This window comes from Gluconobacter potus, assembly GCF_015244705.1.
Taxonomy (GTDB): domain Bacteria; phylum Pseudomonadota; class Alphaproteobacteria; order Acetobacterales; family Acetobacteraceae; genus Gluconobacter; species Gluconobacter potus.
In genome coordinates this window covers 299282-315795 of sequence record NZ_JABCQF010000001.1, presented here as the reverse complement: position 1 = coordinate 315795, position 16514 = coordinate 299282, and the positions used below count along the sequence as shown (strand labels likewise).

The window sequence follows — 16514 nt, the reverse complement described above, 5'->3', positions numbered from 1 at the left end:
CCGTTGCCTTTTTTAGAGCAGCGGATAATGGCAGGCGACCGTGCGTCCTTCCCCAACCTGCCGCAGTTGCGGTCGTTCCTGCGAGCAGCGCGGCTGGGCCAGTGGACATCGCGTATGGAACGCACAGCCCTGCGGCGGATGGATCGGGCTTGGCACATCGCCTTTAAGCGGCGGCGGCAAAGGCCGGTCTGGACGGGGCACTGCGTCCAGAAGTGCCCGCGTATAGGGATGGGCCGGGGCGTCCAGAACCGCCAGGACGTCCCCTTCCTCCACGATCCGCCCCAGATACATGACAGCAATCCGGTCCGCCATCTGCCGCACGACCGCCAGATCATGGGAGATGAACACACACGCCACACCCAGCGAATTGCGCAGATCCCGCAGCAGATTCACGATCTGCGCCTGCACCGACACATCGAGCGCGGATGTCGGCTCGTCCGCGACCAGAAGATCCGGCCCCAGCATCAGGGCTCGCGCAATGTTCAGACGCTGCCGCTGCCCGCCCGAGAACTCATGCGGATAACGGGACAGGATGGAAGACGATAACCCGACCTGTTCCAGCAGCGTTGCGATCCGTTCGGCAATGCCGGTCCGTCCATGGATCCGCATCGGTTCCGCCAACGTCTCGCCGATGGTGCGGCGCGGATTGAACGTCGAGGACGAGTCCTGAAAGACCATCTGCATCCGGGGCCGCCAGCGCCGTAGTGCCCGGTCCGACAGGCCGGAAATCCGCTCACCTTCAAAGAACACGTCGCCCGAACTCGGCGACCCCAGCCCGATCAGCGTCCGGCCCAGCGTGGACTTGCCACAGCCGGACTCCCCGACCAGCGCCAGAGCCTCCCCACGATGCACGACCAGCGACACATTGCTCACGGCGCGCAGGGTTTCCCCATGCGACAGGCGGTAGTGTTTGCTGAGATTTTTCGCTTCAAGCAGGATGGTCATGCGTTGTACAGCACGCAGGCCACGCGCCGCCCTTCTTCCGGTTCCCGCAGCGCAGGACGCACGGCACAGTCCGGTCGCACGTACCGGCAGCGCGGCGCGAAAACACAGCCTTCCGGCCGCGCATCCGGAGTTGGCGGACGCCCCGGAATGGTCGGCAGCGCATCCGGCCTCGGACCATCCAGCGGTGGGATCGCTTCCAACAGGGCCTGCGTATAGGGATGCAGCGGCAGCGCCATGACCGCCGCAACCGGCCCCTGCTCTACCACAAGCCCGGAATAGACAACCGCCACATGCGTGCAGGTCTGCGCCACCACGCCCATGTCATGCGTAATCAGCATCACACCGGCCCCGCTGTCGCGAATTTCGCACAGCAATGTCAGGATCTGTGCCTGCACCGTGACATCGAGCGCCGTGGTCGGCTCATCCGCGATCAGAAGTGCGGGGCCACAGGACAGCGCCATTGCGATCATGGCGCGCTGGCGCAGACCGCCGGAAAGCTGGTGTGGATAGCGCTTCGCCGCCGCTTCCGGATCAGGCACACCCATCCGTCCCAACAAAGCCACCGTCCGCGCTCGCGCTTCACGGCGGCTGACGGGCTCATGCAGTCGGATCTGCTCGTCGATCTGCGCACCGATGGAGCGGACCGGCAGGAACGCCGTCATCGGATCCTGAAAGATCATGGCCATGCCCGCACCACGCAGACGCCGCCACTCCCGATCCTTCATCCCCAGCAATTCGCGCCCCTCGAAACGGATAGACCCTGAAGCCTTCAGCCCCGGCAGCAGGCCCATGACGCTCATGGCCGTCAGGCTCTTTCCAGATCCCGACTCTCCGACCACGCCCAGTGCATCGCCACGCTTTACGGTGAGGGACACATCTTCCAGCAGTGCCGTCCCGGTCGGCAGTTCCAGATGCAGGTGATGCAGCTTTAAAAGAGCCTCAGCGCCCATGCCGTCCCTCCATGATCCGCGGGTCCAGCAGGGCATACAGCCCGTCCACCAGCGCATTGGCGATGACGACGAACACGGCGGCATACATGACCGTCGCCATGATGAGCGGCAGGTCGAGCGTCGCCAGTGCCTGATAGGTCAGCCGTCCCACGCCCGGCATGGCGAACACGACTTCCGTCAGAAGCGCGCCACCGCCCAGAAGCTGCGCGAAATCCAAGCCGAACAGCGAAATATAGCTCAGCCAGGACAGCCGCAGACCATGCCACAGCCACACGCGCACCGGTCCCGCGCCCTTGGCGCGCGCCGTGCGGATGGAGTCCTCACCCATAGCGGTCAGCAGTTCGGACCGCAGGACCCGCGCATACAGACCGATAAAACACACCGCAAGCGTCAGGGACGGCAGGAACAGCGCCTTCGCCCAGCCCCACGGACTTTGCGAAAACGGCACATATCCAAGCGGCGGCACCCAGCGGAACAGGAACGTGTCATGCCAGCGGCTCTGTGTGACGAGATTGACGACCTCGCCGAGCCAGAACACCGGCATGGACAGCCCGATCAGCCCCAGAACCATCAGCAGCCGGTCCACCCAGCTATCACGCAGAACGGCCGAGGCAATCCCGAACACCAGCGATCCGCTGACCCAGAAAAATGCCGCCCACAGCACCAGCGAGAGCGTCACGGGTGCTGCCTGCAACACTTCCGGCACGACACGCTGCCCGTGATTGACGAAAGACGTCAGGTCCCGGCTGACGAACAGCTTTTCCATCATTTTTACGTACTGAACGGGTAAGGGGCGATCGAACCCATACTCCGCGCGGATACGTTCCACGACCTGCGGACTGGCACCCCGCCCTGCAATCCGCGCTGTCGGGTCTGCCCCCGGTGTCGCAAAGAAAATGCAGAACACCAGAACGGAAATCCCGAAAATGACCAGCAGCATCTGCCCGGTCCGGGACGCAAGGCTACGGATCATCAGGCCCCGCCTTTCGGATCAAGATGATCCCGCAGCGCATTGCCCAGAACATTCAGTGCCAGAACGGTCAGAACAATCGCAACGCCCGGCGCAATGGCCACGATGGGCCGCGTATAGAGCAGCCCTTCCCCGTCCTGAATGATCGTCCCCCAAGACGCCGCCGGGGCCTGCACCCCGAGCGACAGGAAGGACAGTGCGGATTCTGCCAGCATGCACAGCGCCATCACAAGCGGTGCCAGAACCGCCATGGTCGGCGTCAGCCCCGGCAGGATTTCCCGCCACAGGATGCGCCAGTCCGACGCTCCCATTCCCCGCGCCGCCATCACGAACCCCGCCTGCGACAGGCTCAGCGCCCGCGCCCGCAACGGCCGCGCCGCATAGGGCACATAAACCAGCGCGATAATCCCGATCGGGATCAGCAGATTATCCGCCCCGATGGTCACAGGTCCAAGCCGGATACCATGCCCCACCGTGACGACGGACAGCGAAATCGCAAACAGATAGACCGGGATCGCCCAGAGCATATCCAGAATGCGGGACAGGATCAGATCAATCCAACCGCCGAAATACCCCGCACAAATCCCGATACAGGCCGCCAGACACAGGCAGAACGTCGCGGACGCCGCCGCAATCAGCAGGGAATTGCGCCCCCCATACAGGACGCGCGCCGCCACATCCCGCCCCTGCGAGTCCGCCCCGAGCGCATACGGTCCCGGCCGCCAGTCCGGCCCGATTGGACTAAGCCCCAGATGCAGCGGATTGTCGTTGGGCTGCATGAGATCAACGCGCTGTCCGTTCCGGATCGTCGTCCCCGCGATGTCGGAAGAAAACGGATCAATCCCGTTGAGCGCCGCATAAAGCGGGGCAGACAGACAGGCGAGAATGATGGAAGCCAGAAGCAGGGCCGCGAAAGCGCCGTCACGGCGCGTCAGAACAGCGCGGATAATCCGCCGATAACTTCCTTCCACGCCTGCTCCATTCCGTTCCGGTTCGTGATCTTTTTTCGTTCTACAGCACGAATACGTCCGGACAGAAGAGGCTCTTCGTCAATCAGACCATCTGACGGCCAGGTTTGCGCACATGCTGACGGATGCGCTGCTGAAGCGCGACCAGATCGGGAAGGAGTTCGTTATGGAGCGCGCGCACGCTGTCATGCGCGGCATAGAAGCGTCTCGTCCCGCTCGCGCTGACCAGAATGGCCGCGCCGAGGAAGACGCCGTTAATTTCGATGACTGTTGAACCAAGCATGATGCCGGACCCTGAAGAAAGAGCCCGACAGTCCAGTTGTCGGGCGTTATGACACGCCGGAGACACTTGCCTCCGGACCTGAAGCGGAGCAGCGTTTGCGCTGCGAGCTACACATTCGACACATCATTGACCGACTGGTCCTGTTGTTGTGGATGCCACTGGAGCGGATCACATACGACACCATACACGGCACCGTCAATAAATAACGCATGAACATGATGTGATATCGACGCAGAACACATAACAACGTTATTAATTCGTTGTAACGGAAATCATCATTTACCGTCTGCCCTTTCCCCCATTTCCCGTGTTAAGTGAGGCCATGAGCAAGAAGGTTCCGCTGTCCCCCGCCCCGTTCGAAGGTTATGCCGCCCCCCGGGGCCGCGTTTTCAACTCCTTTCTGGAGACGGTGGGAGGCACACCGCTGGTCGCGCTGCCACACCTGACCCAGCGTGAGCATCTCAACGGGCGGCTGCTCCTCAAGCTGGAATTTTTCAACCCGCTCGGCTCCGTCAAGGACCGGATCGGCGTGGCCATGCTGCGGGATGCTGAAGCGCGCGGCCTGATTACGCCGGGCCGCACGGTCCTGATCGAACCGACCTCGGGCAATACCGGCATTTCGCTTGCTTTTGCGGCCGTGGCGCTGGGATACCGCCTGATCGTCACCATGCCGGAAAATGCCTCGACCGAGCGTCGGAAAATGCTGCGCCTGATGGGTGCAGATACCGAACTGACGCCTGCATCCCGCGGCATGGCCGGCGCCATCGAACGCGCCGAACAGCTCAACCGCACCCTGCCCGATGCCTGGATGCCGAGCCAGTTCGAAAACGACGCCAATCCGGCAGTCCATGAAGCCACGACGGCCCGGGAAATCTGGGAAGATACGGCAGGCAAGGTCGATATGGTCGTGGCCGGTCTGGGAACAGGCGGTACGGCGTCCGGCATTGCCCACGGGCTCAAGAAACATCGTAAATCCATCAAGATCTATGGTGTGGAACCGCGCGAAAGTGCCGTGCTGCATGGCGACGAGCCCGGACCGCATGGCATTCAGGGCATCGGCCCGGGTTTTGAACCTGACACGCTGGATCTCAAGGCGCTGGACGGCGTGTTCGAGGTCTCCGAGCAGGAAGCTGTGGCAACCGCACGGCTCTGTGCAGCCGTTGAAGGGATTCCCATCGGAATTTCCTCGGGGGCCGCGCTGTTTGCGGGAATGGAACTGGCCCGCAAGCCCTCAAATCGTGGCAAGACGATCGTGGCCATCGTCCCGTCCTTTGCGGAACGCTACCTCTCCACACAGCTCTTCGACGGGCTGGCCTGAGAGTCAATAAAACAACCACAAACAAAAGTTGTTTTATTTAATAATCGTTTGTGTTCGTTATTAACGCGAAGTCCTGTTCCGCTCTTCTGCAGAAGAGTCGGGACGGCTGAGAGGAGATAACGTCATGAACCTGTTTTCCGGCCGTCCGACATCCTTCGATCCCGCCTGGGCCACGCATGGCCTGCCTGATACGGGCCGCCAGCAGATCGCCGGCGCGTTCCAGCGCCTTGGCCAGCAGGTCGAGTTGCTGCTGGTTCCCGGCCTCTTCGGTTCGGGTCCGGATCACTGGCAGTCCCACTGGGAACAGGCTTATGGCCTGAAACGTCTGCACCAGACGGACTGGGAAACGCCCAGCCCCGCAGACTGGGAAGCAGCACTCACCGCTGCGGTCGAGGCTTCATCCCGTCCGGTTTTCCTGATCGCTCACAGTCTCGGCGCCGTGCTGAGTGCGAAATGGCTGAGTCGGCATGGTGGCCAGAAGGTGGCCGGGGCGTTTCTGGTGGCGCCTGCGGATATCGACCAGACGGCCCATCCGGAGGTCGAACGCATCCGCGCTTTCGGGCCGCTTCCCCACGTGCCCCTGCCCGTCCCCACCGCGATCATGGCGAGCAGCAACGATCCCTGGCTGTCCCTGCCACGTGCGCGGGAACTTGCTGGTCAGTGGCAGTCGGATTTTCTGGAAGCGGGCGCTGTCGGCCATATCGGCAGCAGCGAACCGCTGGGCCTGTGGGAGCATGGTGCGACGGCCATGCTCGATTTCGCCCGCAGGAAACTCCCGTTCCGGGTGCAGTAACCGCACCCGGAAGAGTCTGCCTCAGGACTTGCCGGAGATCGGTTTCCAGCGGTTGAGCAGCAGGGAGTTGCTGACCACCGAGACGGAACTCATGGCCATGGCAGCGCCTGCCACGATCGGGTTCAGCATTCCGAAAGCCGCCAGCGGCAGACCCAGAATGTTATAGATGAAGGCGAAGAACAGGTTCTGCCGGATTTTGGACAGGGTGGCATTGGACAGCGAAATCGCATCCAGAACGCCTGTCATCTCGCTCTTCATCAGCACGACATCGGCCGTATCGAGAGCGACGGCAGAGCCTGCGCCGATGGCGAAGCCGACATCGGCGGCCGCCAGCGCCGGCGCGTCGTTGATGCCGTCACCCACCATGCCGACCAGCCCCCCCTGCGCCCGGTATTTCGCAACACCATCCGCCTTGTGCTCGGGCAGCACGCCAGCCAGATAGTCGTCCACGCCAACCTGTCGCGCCACGACCGACGCCGCGCGTTCGTTGTCGCCGGTCAGCATCACGACCCGGATGCCCCGCGCCTTCAGGGCCTTCACGGTCGCCACGGCATCTACCCGCAGTTCATCCGCCAATGCGATGATTCCCAGAACCTGACTGCCCTGCGCCACGGCGATGACGGTATTGCCCTCGCTTTCCAGCGCCGCGACCGGCAGGAATGACAGGTCCAGTCCGCTCGCCTGCATGAAGGCTGGCGAGCCCAGACGCGTTTCCTGTCCCCCAACCTGCGCCACCACGCCCTTGCCCGGAACCGCCTGAAAGCCTTCCGCGGCAACAGCGGCCCTGACACCGTGACTTTCCGTATAGTCCACGATGGCACGGGCCAGCGGATGCTCGGAGTTGTGCTCAAGGGCATGGGCGACGCTCAGAAGCGTATCCACCGGAATGCCCACAGCCGGATGAACGGCGGCCACCGTGGGACGGCCCTGTGTCAGGGTGCCGGTCTTATCCACGATGATGGTCTTGAGCTTCTCGGCCCGCTCCAGCGCATCGGCATTACGGAACAGGATGCCAGACTGTGCGCCACGCCCCGTCCCGACCATGATGGCCGTCGGCGTCGCCAGACCCAGCGAGCATGGGCAGGCAATGACCAGAACGGACACGGCAGAAACGAGACTCCATGTCGCGGAGCCGGTTACGGCCCAGCCGATCAGGAAGGTAAGGACGGCGATCCCGATAACCGTGGGCACGAAAATGCCCGAAACCTTATCGGCCAGACGCTGCACATTGGCCTTCGAGCCCTGTGCCTGCTCGACCATCTTCACGATCCGCGCCAGCGCCGTATCCGCACCCACGCCGGTCGCCCGGACACGCAGCGCACCGTTGGCGTTCATCGTGCCACCAAAGACGTCCTGCCCGACTTCCTTGAGAACCGGGACGCTCTCACCCGTCAGCATGGACTCGTTGACTTCGGAAGACCCCTCGATGATCTCGCCATCCACAGGCACGCTTTCGCCCGGACGCACGACGAAGATGTCCCCGACATGCATGTCCGCAACCGCACGGTCCACGATCGCACCATCACGCTCGACATGCGCGATCTGCGGCTGAAGCTGGAGCAGGCTTTCGATCCCCGCGCTCGTCTTGTTCTTGGCGCGGGTCTCCATGAGCTTGCCGAGCGAAATCAGCGTGATGATGGATGCGCTGGCTTCGAAATAAACATGCTGGTGCAGTCCGAACACCACGACAACCGCACTGAACAGCCAGGCGATGGACGTTCCGAGCACAACCAGCACATCCATGTTGGCGGAACCACCCCGCACGGCATTCCAGGCCCTGCGATACAGATGCGCGCCACAGACGAACTGCACGATGGTGGCGAACAGGAACTGCACCGGAACCGGCACGATCATGCGGCCGAAGAACATGCCGATCATCTCGGCAAAGAGCGGCAGGGACAGGATGAGCGTCAGGATGAAGCGGTTGCGCTCACGCTTCCAGATGGCGGCCCGCTTGGCCTTCGGGTCTTCACGGGTGCCTTCGTCCAGACGCTGCGCTCCAAATCCGGCCTTCTCGATCTTCCCGATCAGGAAAGCCGGCTCGACTACGCCGGGAATGTAATTGATATGCGCCCGTTCGGCCGCGAAATTCACGCTGGCCTGTACGGAAGGCTGGCGGTTCAGGATCTTTTCAATCCGGGCCGCACAGGCCGCGCAGGTCATGCCCGACAGCGACAGGTCAAGGCTCTGCTCGTCCACGGAGAAGCCCGCACGACGCACGGCCGCCACGACGCTTTCAACGGAGGACGAGGCGTTTTCAAAAGCGACCTGCGCGCGCTCGGACGCAAAGTTCACGGTCGCCTTCACACCGTCCTGACGGTTGAGGACTTTTTCAATCCGCGCGGCACAGGCGGCGCAGGTCATGCCACCGACGGGGAAACTGATCGTTTCTGACATCTGGAAAGGGTCCTGTCGGCTAGGAGGATTCTGCAAAGGGTTCGTGAGAAATATACCCCACCACCCTATTTTTCAAGCACGGAAAAGACGGCATTTCCATCGCCAAGAACAATCTCGTGATCGTGGAAGCGGCACAGCGCATCGCGATGCGCCACACTGATGAAGGTGGTGCCTGGCAGCGCGAAAAGAAGGGCCTCGTAAAGACGGCGTTCATTGCCTTCGTCCAGCGCGGATGTCGCCTCGTCCAGAAAGAGGATCGCCGGCCGGAACAGGAGCGCTCTGGCCACAGCCAGCCGCTGCTGCTCTCCGGGAGACAATACCTCTCCCCAGTCGGCGATTTCATCCAGTCTATGGCTGTATCCCGCCAGATTCACGGCTTCCAGAGCCTGCTGACAGGACGCTGTTTCATAACGGTCCGGCGTTGCGGGATAGCTCAGGGCCTGACGCAGGGTTCCGGACGGCACATAGCTGCGCTGGGGCAGGAACATGGCCTGACGCATGTTGAAGGACACCGCCCCACTCCCGTGACGCCACAATCCGGCCAGCGCGCGCAGGAACGTGCTTTTCCCCGAACCTGACGGCCCACGAACCAGCCAGCGCTCCCCGCTTTCCAGCGTCAGGTTGCCGATCCGGGCAATCGGTTTCGTATCCGGAAGGCAGAGCGTGAGATCGCGGATCTGCACCGAAGGGATTTCCGATGCGAAACGTTCAATTCCTGTCTCGGGCTGCTGGCTGACCGTCCGCTCGAACTCACCCAGACGCTGGAGCACCGAACGCAGCGTCGCCAGATCCGCATAATTGAAAATGAACCATTCCAGACTGATCCGGACCTGTGTGTAAGCGGAGTTGATCTGGGAATAGAGCCCGAAGGTCAGGGCATGGGCCATAGCTTTGGGAGCCAGCATCAGCCACAACGGCACCGTTGCGATTCCGGTATAGATTTCACCGATGAAATTGACCCGCCAGGTGTAACGCACGACGCTGCGCCAGTTGGTGGCGATATGCGCCAGATAGCCGGACAGACGCAGATGCTCGGCATCCTCGCCACCATAAAAGGCGATCTGTTCGGAGTTGCGCCGGATATCCATCAGCCCCGCACGCAGATCCGCGTCGAAATGCTGCTGCCGGTAATTCGCCCCGATCAGAGGCGAGCCGAACCGCTCCAGAATCCCCGAGGCCGTCAGGGTCGTGATCGCGGCGCCCAGAAAAAGATAGCCGGGAATGTGGAAATGATGGCCATGCCAATTGAAAGAAAATACCCCCCCGATGTTCCACAGAACGACCGCAAAGGAGAACAGCGTGGTCACGGCATCAATCGCATCCAGACCGAGTTTGAGCGTCTGGACCGTCATCTGCGACAGGTCATCCGCGATACGCTGATCCGGGTTGTCCGCCCGGTTCGGACCGTGTTCGAGCCGGTAATACGCCTCTTCCGACAGGTACTGCCGCAGATAGACCCGCGTGTTCCACAGACGCCAGCGCATGGACAGGACCTGCGTCAGATAGGTCTGCGTCACATGCACCGCAACAGAGCCGACCGTCACCAGCAGGTAAAGCGGCAGCATTCCGAGACAATGCCCCACCTGACCGGCAAAGAACGCATCGAAAAACCGGTGATACCAGGCCCCGAACCAGACGGCGGACTGAACGTAAAGCACGGACAGTCCGATGGTCCCTCCCAGAAGGGACCAGGCCCACCACTTCTCTTCGGATTTCCAGTAGGGAAAAAGGACTTTCCAGTCCGAAAGCGAATGTGGCGGGGTCGTTTCGTCAGTAGTTTGCACGAAGTGTGGCCATGAAGCTGCGGGGAGCGGCGGGGAAGTTGAACTGCCAGACGCCGCTGGCGCGCTCATAGTAATAGCGGTTGGTCAGGTTTGTCGCGTTGAGCTGCAGCTTCAGATGCTTGTTGATCCGGTAGCCGATCATGCTGTCCAGCGTCATGTAGCCGCCCTGAACGGTCGTCGCATAACTGCCGCGCAGATTGCTGTTGGCATCGATGCCCGCACCGAAATTGAGCCCTTTCAGACGTCCGCTCGGCACGTTGTAATGCACCCAGGACTTGAACATATGGTGCGGGGAATAGACACCGCCGAAATCGCTGACCTTCGAGTTCGAGACCTTCGTATCCAGATAGGTATAGCCGATCGAGACATCGAGCCCCGGCAGGATCTCGCCATCGATCTGCGCTTCCCAGCCCTGACGCCGGATTGGTCCCGTGGTCATGTAGAACTGCGAGTGCTCCGGATCCTGAACCGGCTGGTTCACGCTCTCCATCCGGAACAGCGCGGAGGAAATGTTCAGGCGGCCATGAAAATATTCCGCCTTGAAACCGGTCTCGACCTGATTGCCTTCCTGCGGCTTCAGCCCGCCCCCCCGATAGGTCTGCCGGCCGACCGACGGCGTGAAGATACTGGAATAGCTGGCATACCAGGAGATGTTCGGCGTGATCTGATAGACCGTGCCCAGATACGGGGTGAGCTGGCCATGAATGTCGGAGGTCGTCGTCCATTCGCTCTTCGGACCGGGCGAGACATACTGGAGCTTCTCGTAGAACCGCGATACACGTCCGCCAAGGATCAGCGAGAGATGCCGGATCACTTCAAGGCGGAGCTGTCCGTAAAAACCCCACTGATAGGCGTAGTCGTCCGTGCCGTAACCATCATCGTTCTGCTTGTAGTCGATACAGTTCGCAGCCGGTGCTTTCACGACGCCCGTGTTGTTGATACTGACATTATTGTAGATGGCATCGCAGTTGACATTCGCATACTGCGTCAGCTGTTCGTAGGAGTTGTAGTTGAAGCCGAACAGCGCGTGATGCGTCCGGTTCAGAAGACGGAAACTGCCCTGGGCATACACATCCGCTGAACGCGACGTGTTCTTGCCCCGCATCCCCACGATACCGGCATCCTGATACTGCAGCAGGCCCGTATTGGCATCGATCGTCGTCCAGGGCTCGTTATACAGCGTGTTGTAGCTCTGGTCATAGAACGTGGCGCGCGCGGTCGCCGTCCAGTCGCCCCAGAGCTTCTGGGTGATGGACGCGATCGTCTGCTGCGTCATGTAATTGCTGTAGCCCCAGTCCTGGCTTGGATTGGCGTCGCGCCCACCATACCACAGCGTCTTTTGCGTCGTGACCGGCAGACCGTAATACGGTGCCGTGATGTCCTGCTGCTGGGCCGCATGGGAGACGAGGAACGTCGTGGTCGGCGTAACGTCCCATTCCAGCGCGCCATAGGCCTGCCATTTGCGCGAATGGGAGTATTTGTAGAAATAATCGTTGTCCTGGAACAGATCGGCGGTCCGGAAGCGGAGCGTCTTCGACCTGTTCAGCGGAATGGTCATATCCACATCGGCACGGTAATTGTTGAAGCTCCCGACCATGGCGGAACCATCGACCGCGAAATCCCGACCCGGCTTCTTCGTGACTTCATTGACGACACCACCCGCGCCACCGCCGCCCTGCAACAGACCCGACGACCCGCGCAGCACCTCGATCCTGTCATACATGGACAGGTCAAAAGCCGCGTTGTTCAGCGTGCCGGACGCATCGGGCGTGCCGTCCACGGATGTCGTGAGCTGATAGCCACGGGAATAGTAATTCGAATTGGCCGTCGAGCCGGGCAGAACGCGGATTCCGTTGATCTGGCGCATGGCATCCGCCATCGTCAGCATGTTGGAATCTTCCATGCGCTGCTGGGTGATAACGGAAACAGACTGCGGCACGTCCTTGAGCGCCACGGGGCTCTTGCCCCAGGCTTCAACGGCGGGTGCCGTATAGGTGTGGTTGGTCCCCAGAACCTGGATATTTTCCGCCTCTGTTCCGTCCATATCGGCAGAGGACTGCGCAACGGCCGTGGCAGAAGCAGCGGCTGCTACGGAACCGGCGACAGGCGCCTTTGCAGACTGCTGGACGTTCGGAGCCGCAGCCTGATGCGAAGTACAGCGCACCGGATGCAGCGTCCTGTGTGTGGCATGGCAAACGGGCGGGTGATTTTTCGTCCGCGCCGCGACCGTATCGGCCATGGCCGCAGGGCAGACGCCTGCCATCAGGCTGCCCCAGATCAGGGCATTGTGAGAAATGGCAGAAAGGCTGAGCCGACGACGAACTGAAGTGCCATGCTGTGTCATAGTGTCTGTCCTAGAGAGACATGCCGGCGCCATGCAACATCCTGCGTTCCGAAAGGGACGTCGCGTGGCATGGGACCGGTAATGAAACGCTCCTGTTCCGAATCTGGCAGACCTGGCCGCACCATCTTTTCAGGAGGAGGCATGTCGCGCCTCAGGAAACGACGTCAAATCCCGTGTCTTCGACAACGTCCCTGAAAGCGACGGGCGAAACCTGGGCGGGGTCATAGGACACCGTGACCTTTCCGCCATCGAGCACGATGTCGACGGCCTTCACGCCGTTTACGGCCTCAAGGGCGCGCTGGAGCTTGCCGGAACAGCCATTGCAGGACATTCCCTCGACCGTCATGTGCGCTGTTTCTGTCATGTCATGAAATCCTTCAGATAGAGAGCCACACCCCTGCAATGGCACATTAGAATACGGTACGGGGGTAGGGTATATATAACTATTCACAATAAATGATTCTAGCAATATCCCTTATTCCACCATTTGTTTATGTTTTATATACCGTACTGGGGTATGCAATTTTCATATTGCCTACGAAACAGATTCGACAAGTCATTTTTTCTGCGTCTCGAAAAATAATCTTTCCCCATCCCCCCGGCGGGTATAGGATCATATCAGATTCGAACGATGGATCGCTCTGTTTCTTACCCTCCTGCGGGGACTTCTGATGGTCAGGACACATGCCCGGATCTGGATCGGCCTGCTGGCCTGCCTGCTGATGCAGGTCGGTCTGCTGCTTGGCACGTCCACCGCGCAGGCCCGGACTGAAGCACCCCATCACATGACCATGGCGATGCAGCACATGGCCCATCACCAGAAGCCCGACAACACGGACTGCTGCAGCACGTCGGCGTTCCATGCGATCCCCCATCCCCAGCAGTCTTCCGAAGGCTGCTGCCATACGCATGCGGTCTCGACCGAACCCATGCTGACCGTGGCGTCCATCCAGCCTTCCGGTCCCGTCAGTCTCGTTGCACGGGCCTTTGCGTCCGGACGGCACGACCGTTTCAACGGCACCGACTGGATCCCCGCCTCTCCCCCGCCGAAATTCCGCGCAATCTGACGCACGCCTGACAGGCGTGGACCCGTCCTGCTGCGCTCAAGGGGCAGACAGGGCCTGATCCTCTGTCATTTTCGCGGATTTTCCTCATGACTTTTCCGTCCCGCATCCGGGGCGGCCTGACACGACGACGTTTCGTAACGGGTCTTGGCGCAGGGGGCCTTCTGGCTTCCCTGCCCCGCACCTCGCACGCATTCTCGTCCAAGGCCTCTTCCGGCATCATACCCCCCATGCCGTCCGACCGGTGGGATCTGAAAATCGGCCACACGCGCATCTCGCTCGATGGCAAGACCATGCACGCGCCGACCGCCGGAGGCACGGTGCCGGGTCCGATCCTGCGCTGGAAACAGGGCGATACCGTCAGCATCAACGTCACCAACACGCTGAACGAACCCACTTCGATCCATTGGCACGGCATCCGCACGCCCTCGAACATGGACGGCGTACCGGGGCTAAGTTTTGGCGGCATCGCACCAGGCGAGACCTTCACCTACCGCTTCAAGCTCCATCAGAGCGGCACCTACTGGTATCACAGCCATTCCGGGATGCAGGAAGCGATGGGCCTGTATGGCGCGCTGGTCATCGACCCACGCCGCCCGGACCCGAACGCCTGCGACCGCGATTACGTCATTTTCCTGGGCGAATGGACGGATGTCATGCCCGATGACATCGTCAGCAACCTCAAGATGCAGGACGACTATTACGTCTTCCGCCAGCGCACGGCAGCCTCCTTCCCGAAAGAAGCGCGCGAGGCCGGAAGCGCGGGTGCTGCGCTCTCGGACCGTCTGGCCTGGTCCAAAATGCGCATGGCCGCGACCGACATCGCGGATGTCTCGGGCGCGATCTACACCTACACGCTGAACGGTCATGCGCCAGACATGAACTGGAGCGGCCTGTTCCGGCCCGGCGAGAAAGTGCGCCTGCGCTTCATCAACGGCTCGACCATGACGTTCTTCGACGTCCGGATTCCGGGCCTCGAAATGCTGGTCGTGCAGGCCGACGGCAACGATATCGAACCCGTCCCCGTGGATGAGTTCCGCATCGGCGTAGCGGAAACCTATGACGTCATCGTCCAGCCGAAGGACGAGCGCGCCTATGCCATTTTCGCCCAGAGCGAGGATCGCACCGGCTACGCCCGCGGCACCCTCGCCCCGCGCGAGGGCATGATCGCCCCCCTGCCCCCGATGGACCCGCGCCCCGTCCGCACCATGGTGGATATGGGCATGGGGAACATGAAGCCCGGCGAAAGCATGAAGGACATGGACATGTCCGGCGATATGTCCGGCATGAAGATGGATGGCGACATGGCCGGAATGGACATGCACGGCATGGACATGAAAGGCATGGATATGAGCCACATGGCCATGCCGAAAATGGAAGTGGACGATCCCGGCCCGCCGCCCATCAATGTCGAAAACCAGATGCGCGCCATGATGCCCATCGACCGCACTGGCAGCCCCGGCGACGGGCTGGAGAACAACGGCCGCCGCGTCCTGAACTACAAACAGCTCCGTGCCACGCGCCCCGGAGCGGACCTGAGGCCACCGACGCGGGAGATCATCCTGCACCTGACCGGCAACATGGAACGCTATATCTGGGGCATGAATGGCCGGAAGTTCTCGGAATCCGGTCCGATCCGCCTCAAACTCGGCGAGCGCGTGCGCTTCACACTCATCAACGACACCATGATGGAACACCCGATCCATCTGCACGGTCTGTGGAGCGAACTGGAAAACGGTCAGGGCGACTACCGTCCCTACAAACACACCATCATTTCCCAGCCGGGCTCGAAGCTGAGCTATCTCGTGACGGCAGATACCCCCGGTATGTGGGCGTATCACTGCCATCTGATGTATCACATGGATCTGGGCATGTTCCGCACGGTGATCGTGGCATGAAACACGCCCTTTCCCGCGCGGTTCTGGCCCTCGCAACCCTGTCCGCCCTCGTCGTGTCGTCCGGCACGGCCCGCGCCGACCAGACGGTCTATCACGCCGCCGATGCACCGGAAGCGACCCCCGTCGTCTATATCGGCAACATCAAGCCTTCAATGGATCAGGGGACCTGGCTGCACGGCATCTTCAATGAGCTTGAAGGCCGCTATTCACCCGGCGGCACCGATTTCCGCTGGGATGGAGAGGCCTGGTTCGGTGGCGATTACAACAAGATCTGGCTCAAATCCGAAGGCACGCTTGAAAAGGGCCGCCTGAGCGATGGCGACCACGAACTGCTCTATACCCGCTCGATCTCGCCCTACTGGAACCTTCAGGGCGGCGTACGCATGGATCTTGATGACGGTCCAACCCGTACCTGGGGCGCGTTCGGTGTGCAGGGTCTGGCGCTTTACGAATTCGAATTCGAGGCTACGGGCTATGTCAGCGATCGCGGGCGTTTCGCCGCCCGTGTGGAGGGATCGTACGACTTCCTCCTCACCAACCGCCTGATCCTCCAGCCCCAGGCCGAGTTCAACCTGTACACGAAATCCGATGCGGGACGGCAGGCTGGCGCCGGTCTGTCGGATGTCGATGCAGGTCTGCGCCTGCGATACGAGCTCTGGCGGAAATTCGCGCCCTACGTGGCCGTGACCTACTCCGGATATCTCACCCAGGCCCGCCGGATCGCCCGTGACCAGCACGACGACACCGGTTCCGTCCGCTTCAGCCTCGGCGTCCGAAGCTGGTTCTGATCATCCCTGTTC

At 61.5% G+C, this 16514-nt stretch carries 14 protein-coding genes; 5 read left to right on the top strand and 9 right to left on the bottom strand.

Annotated elements, in window-relative coordinates; translation table 11 throughout:
- Nucleotides 1-12: 12 nt before the first annotated feature.
- The 5 genes from HKD31_RS01450 to HKD31_RS01430 all read right to left on the bottom strand — a co-directional run bounded on the left by HKD31_RS01450 (nucleotide 13) and on the right by HKD31_RS01430 (nucleotide 4116).
- Nucleotides 13-945 carry an ABC transporter ATP-binding protein gene (locus tag HKD31_RS01450; protein WP_194263882.1) on the bottom strand — a complete coding sequence of 311 codons (933 nt, stop codon included), beginning with the start codon at nucleotides 943-945 and terminating at the stop codon, nucleotides 13-15.
- Nucleotides 942-1895, bottom strand: a complete 954-nt coding sequence (locus HKD31_RS01445) for an ABC transporter ATP-binding protein (protein WP_194263883.1) — start codon at nucleotides 1893-1895, stop codon at nucleotides 942-944. Before HKD31_RS01445 ends, HKD31_RS01450 begins: the two co-directional genes overlap by 4 nt.
- Nucleotides 1885-2868 carry an ABC transporter permease gene (locus HKD31_RS01440; RefSeq protein WP_194263884.1) on the bottom strand — a complete coding sequence of 328 codons (984 nt, stop codon included), beginning with the start codon at nucleotides 2866-2868 and terminating at the stop codon, nucleotides 1885-1887. The genes HKD31_RS01445 and HKD31_RS01440 overlap by 11 nt, the downstream gene beginning before the upstream one ends.
- A complete protein-coding gene (locus tag HKD31_RS01435) occupies nucleotides 2868-3836 on the bottom strand; it encodes an ABC transporter permease (protein WP_370543875.1) in 969 nt (322 codons plus the stop codon). The genes HKD31_RS01440 and HKD31_RS01435 overlap by 1 nt, the downstream gene beginning before the upstream one ends.
- Before the next feature lie 82 nt (nucleotides 3837-3918).
- Complete coding sequence (locus tag HKD31_RS01430; protein ID WP_194263885.1) at nucleotides 3919-4116, bottom strand: hypothetical protein; 198 nt, start codon at nucleotides 4114-4116, stop codon at nucleotides 3919-3921.
- A 322-nt stretch (nucleotides 4117-4438) separates the two neighbouring features.
- Between HKD31_RS01430 and cysK the strand changes: the two genes are divergently transcribed.
- Nucleotides 4439-5434, top strand: coding sequence for a cysteine synthase A (gene cysK / locus HKD31_RS01425; protein ID WP_062497682.1), 996 nt, complete (start codon nucleotides 4439-4441; stop codon nucleotides 5432-5434).
- Nucleotides 5435-5558: 124 nt separating this feature from the next.
- On the top strand, nucleotides 5559-6227 hold the full coding sequence (locus HKD31_RS01420; RefSeq protein WP_194263886.1) for an RBBP9/YdeN family alpha/beta hydrolase: 669 nt from the start codon (nucleotides 5559-5561) through the stop codon (nucleotides 6225-6227).
- Nucleotides 6228-6248: 21 nt separating this feature from the next.
- Here the strand turns inward: HKD31_RS01420 and HKD31_RS01415 are convergent, their stop codons facing one another.
- The 4 genes from HKD31_RS01415 to HKD31_RS01400 form a co-directional block, all read right to left on the bottom strand.
- Nucleotides 6249-8624: a heavy metal translocating P-type ATPase gene (locus tag HKD31_RS01415; protein ID WP_194263887.1), complete on the bottom strand. Its 2376-nt coding sequence runs from the start codon at nucleotides 8622-8624 to the stop codon at nucleotides 6249-6251.
- A gap of 65 nt (nucleotides 8625-8689) precedes the next feature.
- On the bottom strand, nucleotides 8690-10408 hold the full coding sequence (locus HKD31_RS01410) for an ABC transporter ATP-binding protein/permease (protein ID WP_338085514.1): 1719 nt from the start codon (nucleotides 10406-10408) through the stop codon (nucleotides 8690-8692).
- Complete coding sequence (locus HKD31_RS01405) at nucleotides 10395-12452, bottom strand: TonB-dependent siderophore receptor (RefSeq protein ID WP_370543886.1); 2058 nt, start codon at nucleotides 12450-12452, stop codon at nucleotides 10395-10397. Before HKD31_RS01405 ends, HKD31_RS01410 begins: the two co-directional genes overlap by 14 nt.
- Before the next feature lie 451 nt (nucleotides 12453-12903).
- A complete protein-coding gene (locus tag HKD31_RS01400) occupies nucleotides 12904-13116 on the bottom strand; it encodes a heavy-metal-associated domain-containing protein (protein ID WP_081107369.1) in 213 nt (70 codons plus the stop codon).
- A gap of 307 nt (nucleotides 13117-13423) precedes the next feature.
- Here HKD31_RS01400 and HKD31_RS01395 point away from each other — a divergent pair, with 307 nt between their 5' ends.
- From HKD31_RS01395 to HKD31_RS01385, 3 genes are all read left to right on the top strand, one after another.
- Complete coding sequence (locus tag HKD31_RS01395; RefSeq protein WP_194263889.1) at nucleotides 13424-13819, top strand: hypothetical protein; 396 nt, start codon at nucleotides 13424-13426, stop codon at nucleotides 13817-13819.
- An 86-nt stretch (nucleotides 13820-13905) separates the two neighbouring features.
- Nucleotides 13906-15714, top strand: coding sequence for a copper resistance system multicopper oxidase (locus tag HKD31_RS01390; protein ID WP_194263890.1), 1809 nt, complete (start codon nucleotides 13906-13908; stop codon nucleotides 15712-15714).
- Entirely contained in the window at nucleotides 15711-16502 is a 792-nt protein-coding gene (locus tag HKD31_RS01385) for a copper resistance protein B (RefSeq protein WP_194263891.1), read from the top strand. Before HKD31_RS01390 ends, HKD31_RS01385 begins: the two co-directional genes overlap by 4 nt.
- The last annotated feature ends 12 nt before the right edge of the window (nucleotides 16503-16514 follow it).

Excerpts from the sequence above, each read along its gene's own strand:
- HKD31_RS01450 (WP_194263882.1), bottom strand. The coding sequence starts at position 945 with ATGACCATCCTGCTTGAAGCGAAAAATCTCAGCAAACACTACCGCCTG.
- cysK (WP_062497682.1), top strand. The coding sequence starts at position 4,439 with ATGAGCAAGAAGGTTCCGCTGTCCCCCGCCCCGTTCGAAGGTTATGCC.
- HKD31_RS01420 (WP_194263886.1), top strand. The coding sequence starts at position 5,559 with ATGAACCTGTTTTCCGGCCGTCCGACATCCTTCGATCCCGCCTGGGCC.
- HKD31_RS01405 (WP_370543886.1), bottom strand. The coding sequence starts at position 12,452 with ATGGACGGAACAGAGGCGGAAAATATCCAGGTTCTGGGGACCAACCAC.
- HKD31_RS01395 (WP_194263889.1), top strand. The coding sequence starts at position 13,424 with ATGGTCAGGACACATGCCCGGATCTGGATCGGCCTGCTGGCCTGCCTG.
- HKD31_RS01445 (WP_194263883.1), bottom strand. The coding sequence starts at position 1,895 with ATGGGCGCTGAGGCTCTTTTAAAGCTGCATCACCTGCATCTGGAACTG.
- HKD31_RS01400 (WP_081107369.1), bottom strand. The coding sequence starts at position 13,116 with ATGACAGAAACAGCGCACATGACGGTCGAGGGAATGTCCTGCAATGGC.
- HKD31_RS01440 (WP_194263884.1), bottom strand. The coding sequence starts at position 2,868 with ATGATCCGTAGCCTTGCGTCCCGGACCGGGCAGATGCTGCTGGTCATT.
- HKD31_RS01430 (WP_194263885.1), bottom strand. The coding sequence starts at position 4,116 with ATGCTTGGTTCAACAGTCATCGAAATTAACGGCGTCTTCCTCGGCGCG.
- HKD31_RS01385 (WP_194263891.1), top strand. The coding sequence starts at position 15,711 with ATGAAACACGCCCTTTCCCGCGCGGTTCTGGCCCTCGCAACCCTGTCC.
- HKD31_RS01415 (WP_194263887.1), bottom strand. The coding sequence starts at position 8,624 with ATGTCAGAAACGATCAGTTTCCCCGTCGGTGGCATGACCTGCGCCGCC.
- HKD31_RS01390 (WP_194263890.1), top strand. The coding sequence starts at position 13,906 with ATGACTTTTCCGTCCCGCATCCGGGGCGGCCTGACACGACGACGTTTC.